General features: G+C 61.2%; 5 protein-coding genes and 1 pseudogene. 4 read left to right on the top strand and 2 right to left on the bottom strand.

Going from position 1 to position 4771, the window contains the following annotated elements:
• Positions 1-271: 271 nt before the first annotated feature.
• Positions 272-904, bottom strand: coding sequence for a GNAT family N-acetyltransferase (locus E3T23_RS01725; protein ID WP_241977510.1), 633 nt, complete (start codon positions 902-904; stop codon positions 272-274).
• A gap of 489 nt (positions 905-1393) precedes the next feature.
• A pseudogene (locus tag E3T23_RS15885) lies at positions 1394-1522 on the bottom strand (ATP-binding cassette domain-containing protein); the annotation flags it as partial.
• A gap of 340 nt (positions 1523-1862) precedes the next feature.
• Between E3T23_RS15885 and E3T23_RS01715 the strand changes: the two are divergent.
• The 4 genes from E3T23_RS01715 to E3T23_RS01700 form a co-directional block, all read left to right on the top strand.
• Positions 1863-2666, top strand: a complete 804-nt coding sequence (locus E3T23_RS01715) for a class I SAM-dependent methyltransferase (protein ID WP_166806159.1) — start codon at positions 1863-1865, stop codon at positions 2664-2666.
• Positions 2663-3670, top strand: a complete 1008-nt coding sequence (locus E3T23_RS01710) for an ABC transporter ATP-binding protein (protein WP_134368693.1) — start codon at positions 2663-2665, stop codon at positions 3668-3670. The genes E3T23_RS01715 and E3T23_RS01710 overlap by 4 nt, the downstream gene beginning before the upstream one ends.
• Positions 3667-4401 carry an ABC transporter permease gene (locus E3T23_RS01705; protein ID WP_134368692.1) on the top strand — a complete coding sequence of 245 codons (735 nt, stop codon included), beginning with the start codon at positions 3667-3669 and terminating at the stop codon, positions 4399-4401. The genes E3T23_RS01710 and E3T23_RS01705 overlap by 4 nt, the downstream gene beginning before the upstream one ends.
• 75 nt (positions 4402-4476) lie before the next feature.
• Positions 4477-4771 (top strand): hypothetical protein (locus E3T23_RS01700; RefSeq protein ID WP_198416160.1); only part of this gene is annotated, 295 nt, incomplete at its 3' end.

Raw genomic sequence — 4771 nt, 5'->3', positions numbered from 1 at the left:
GCTCGTCGCAGCCCGGGCCCCTCATCCCCCAGAATGCGTCGCGCGTCAGGTTTTCCACCGCCCAACGGTCGACCGGCTCCTCACGCCTGATAATCATTGCGGGCCGAGCATTGCCTGCGCGCCGCAATATCGGTTCGTTTGTTGAGTGAAACTTCATGGTGGCTCTTTCGGTGTGGGTCAGTGAAGAGATGGTGGGGAACCGGTCGCGGTTCGCGGTCACCGGTGAGGCCGGCCGGTGACTATTCGACACTCACTCGGACCGGGGCGTGGACTATGTGGCGACTTCGAGAATAATCTCGAGACCGTCTTCGTCGTCCCATTGATCGCCCACTTCCCTGAAACCGTAGGCGTCAACGAGCGCGCGCGATGCGATGTTGTCCGGGCTGATGGTAGCCCGGACGATTTGCACATTGGGATGATTCTTAGCGATGTCGAGCAGTGTTTCGAGCGCCTGTCTCGCGTATCCCTGACGTCGGTGTTCCGGATCGATCCGGTAGCCAATCTCGACTATTCCGACCTCGTCGGGCGCCCCGTGAAAACCGGCCAGACCAACAGGTGTCCTGACGTTGGGAACGACGACGAAGCGCGTGATCCAGGGAGCGTCCTCGGGGGTATTAACTATTTGCTCGCTCCTCATACGCCAAAGGTTGGTGCATTCCGAGCCGGCCACATACGGCGTCACGAACTCGGCGGAAATGCCTTCCGCTTTTCCCAGTGCCAGGGCGTGTAGGACAAGCTCAGGTATTTTCACGAGGCGCAGCTGGGACTGCTGAGGCTTAGGGTGCTGCCACGGGCCGCTCATGATGATTAGGTCATCTTGGCAAGGTTGACGAACATCTCGTGATTTGGTGTGAAACACACTTTCGGCCATTCCCGTGGGGGTATTTACGTGGTGAAGCGTCATGTTGGGCTTTTCGTCGTGGGATCCCCTACTCATGCGCGGCGACCGACGGGGGAGAACGGGCTGCCGTTGACGTGGAGTATCCCGCCGGTCGGCTGGTAAATGAATATTCGCTTCATTGGGCACCACCTGTGGTGCGGTTGAACCCCGCCGTCCAGATGCGTGGTTCGTATGGTTCAGCGCCACTATCGGCCTGGTTGAGCGCCACCTGAAAAGCTCCTTCCACCATGTGATCCAATAACAGCAGGAGGATTGGCGCTAACGTCTCTGCCCCGGGGCCCACGCAGCCGCCATTAAGGCTCGCGTCGCCCGCAACACCACCTGGGTTGAGACGGGCACCTACAGCATGAGGGAACAGACCGACCAGTCGACCGCGTGATTCGTGGCCGGGAGCGCCAGTGGTGCTGAGCCACACCACCACTGGTGCTCTTCCGCGCGATTGGTGGGGCTCAACCGCACGATCGGGTGGGGCTCAGTGGCTCGAATACTCAGGTAAATGCCGAGCAGGGCGCGAATAGTCGTTGTTTTGCCAGAGCCGTTAGCGCCGAGGAAACCGAACGTTTCCCCTTCCCGGATGTCGAACGACAGGTCGTCTATCACTGTGGAACGAGCGACGTCCATCCGAAAATGATCGATGTGAACCAGTGGGCTTACCGAATCTATTGCCATGACCATTACTATACGTTTCTTCTAGTTCCGGAACGGCAAGTTGCGTATCGCTGTTCGCTATGTTACGTTGCTTTTTTTACAGGTGTAGAGGAAGCAAATATGAGTGCAGATGCGCCGCGTAGGCCAAGTGGTCGCGGTGGACCTGTTGGGCGTCCTCGCGATCCGACTATGGACCAGACGATCTTCCAAGCCACGGTCGACTTGCTGTCGACTACCGGCGGCTCAAAAACTGACGAGTCGCCACCTTCGGGAGGGCCATTGGCATACGGCCTGCTCCGCAGGGCCAATACGCATGCTTCAAATACAACCTCGACACCATCACCTACAACCCGTCCATCTCGATGATTGGTGGTCTCGAGCCATGAACCGACCTGATGACAGCAACGCGGCAATTTGGAAATCCACAGACATCATCGCGATCCGTACCGCCCGCGCCGGGGCGCGGGAACAGAGGGGCGCGGCGCAGTGGGAGCTGATGGCGCAACTGCTTCCATTCGACGAGAGTGACGCGTTCATCTTCCTCGACCTGGGCGCCGGTACCGGATCCGCGTCACACGGGATCCTGAAGCTCTATCCGCACAGCACCGCCATCCTCGCTGACTTCTCGGCTGAGATGATCGCGGCAGGCGAAGTCGAGATGCAGCCCTTCGCCGGCCGCTACCGGTTCGTCACGTTCGATATGTGCACGGATGTCTGGCCGAAGGTGATCCCGCGGAAGGTCGACGCCGTGATCACGGGGATGAGCATCCATCACCTGCCCGACGATCGGAAGCGCGGGCTGTTCTCCGAAATATTTGATCGCCTGCGGCCCGGCGGGTGGTACCTGAACTATGACGCGGTCGACTCAGAGGACGCTGCCGTTCGGGATGCCTGGTCCCGAGCGAACGACCGTATCGATCCGCTCGCAGCCGAGCAGCGGCTGCACCGCACCGCGATCGAACTGGCGCGGCACACCAACCACATGAGATACGTCATCCCCCTGACTCCGCAACTGGCATGGATCGAAGACGCCGGCTTCGCCGGCGTCGATGTCTATTGGAAAAGGCTTGACAACGTCATTTACGGCGGGATGCGACCAGAAGAGGAAAAGACATGACCATCAGCAATACGCTCTCTATCGCGGAGTTGACCAAGCGATATCGGGGTCGCTCAGGAGTGCAGGCAAACGACGGAATCACTTTTAATGTGTCGCCCGGATCAGTGGTCGGACTGCTCGGACACAACGGCGCCGGGAAAACCACCCTGGTGAACCAGATCGTGGGGCTGGTTCGGCCCGATGCGGGCAGCATCCACATCGACGGAATCGACGCCATCGCCAAGCCCAACCTTGCCCGCCAGCTCGTGTCCATCCAGGCGCAAGCTAACGTACCCATCACCGGTCTGACCCCGAGGCTTGCGATCGAACTTGTGGCGCGCATTCGCGGGATCAGTAAGCCGGATGCCCGTCGCCGGACCCAGCACCTGCTCGACGTCCTCCAACTCGGCGAATGGGCTGACACCCCATCCCAGAAAGTATCCGGCGGCATCGCACGACTCACCTCTTTCGCAATGACGGCTGTTGCTCCCGGACGGCTGGTCGTTCTCGACGAACCCACCAACGATGTAGACCCGGTACGTCGCCGCCTGCTCTGGGAACAGATCCGCGCCCTCGCCGACAACGGCGCCGCGCTTTTGCTTGTCACCCACAACGTGCGGGAGGCCGAGCGTGTCGTCGACCATCTCGTGGTGCTCGAACAAGGCAAGGTGATTGCCGCAGGCACCCCGGCCAGCCTCACCGCTCACCTGCACGGAGCCCTCACCTTCGAAGTGAATGTCAGCCCCGACACAACAATTGTCTGGCCCGCGACCCTGGAGCGCGCACCACACCCATCCGGCGGTCTGGAGCAAGTTCGGATGACCGGAACCGTACGCCCCGCCCATGCCGCAGAGTTCGTACATTGGGCTCAGGCGCAGGTCGACGGCGGCCGAATCGAGCACTATGCGCTCGCGCCCGCGTCGCTCGAAGACGCCTACCTGCAATTCGTGAGCAAGAACACCGCCACTGCAACCGTCAGAAAAGAGCCGACATTCACTCCCGCCCTCACGAAGGAACGAGCATGATCGCGCTCCGCCAAACACTGCTCCTCACCCAGTGGCAGTTCCGCCGCCAGGCGCAGGCGCTTCCCCTCCTCGTCACCGTGCAGATATTTATGGCCATAGCTACAGTCGTCGGATACGGGCTACTTGTCGGTGCCCCATCCCCCGAGGTCGCTTTGTACCTTGCGACCGGAGCTCCTACAGTCACACTCATCACCGTGGGCCTGGTGATGACTCCTCAGATCGTGGCCCAATCGAAAACCGAAGGCAGCTTCGACTGGATGCGAACCCTTCCCGTGCCACGCACTGCCTTCCTCTTCAGCGACCTGCTCGTCTGGACACTTCTGGCCCTCCCTGGCATGGTCCTCGGCGTCATCGCCGGCGCCCTACGATTCGACATCACGCTCTCCCCTGCCCCCTGGATCGTGGCAGCAGTCATCGTCGTGTCCATCACCGCGGCAGCAGTGGGATACGCCATGGCGACACTCCTGCCCCCCGCAGTCGCGACACTGCTCACACAAATGCTCATCTTCATCGTGATGCTCTTCTCCCCCGTGAGCTACCCCGCGTCCAGGCTCCCCGACTGGCTCGCCACCGCCCACGAATTCCTTCCCATCGAGCCCATGGCCCAACTCATCCGCGCCGGACTCGTCCAGAACGAATTCACGATGCCCGCCCACTCCATCATCGTCCTTGGCATCTGGTGCGCAGCGTCAATCCTCGGAGCCGTCGCCGCCCTGCGCCGCCAGTCATAAACCCCGTCGCGGAACCACGAGACCCGAGCTGCCACTCCACCTCCGGAGCATGCCGTCACCAAAAGAAAGCAGCACATGTATTCCACTAAATCACTTGGGTTTGGCACCGATCTGATGATCCTGGCGCTTCAGGGAAGCACTATCGAGCAGCGCGCGGGCTACCTCGCTGTCGCAACGCCATCCGACCCCGATTTTCACTGGGGGAACTTCGTGCTGCTCGACCGCGCGCCCGCTAAAGGCGCCGCGGCTGGCTGGGCGGCTGAGTTCGGCCGCTCATTCCCAGGAGCACCCCACCTCTCGATCGGCGTCGACAGCACGGATGGCGCAGTCGGCGATGCTGCGGATCTGGCCGCGGCGCAACTTGACGTGA

It is taken from the genome of Cryobacterium cheniae (assembly GCF_004403395.1).
GTDB classification, from domain to species: Bacteria; Actinomycetota; Actinomycetes; order Actinomycetales; family Microbacteriaceae; genus Cryobacterium; species Cryobacterium cheniae.
The sequence above is the reverse complement of the archived record's forward strand: the minus strand, read 5'-3'. Positions and strand labels throughout refer to the sequence as shown.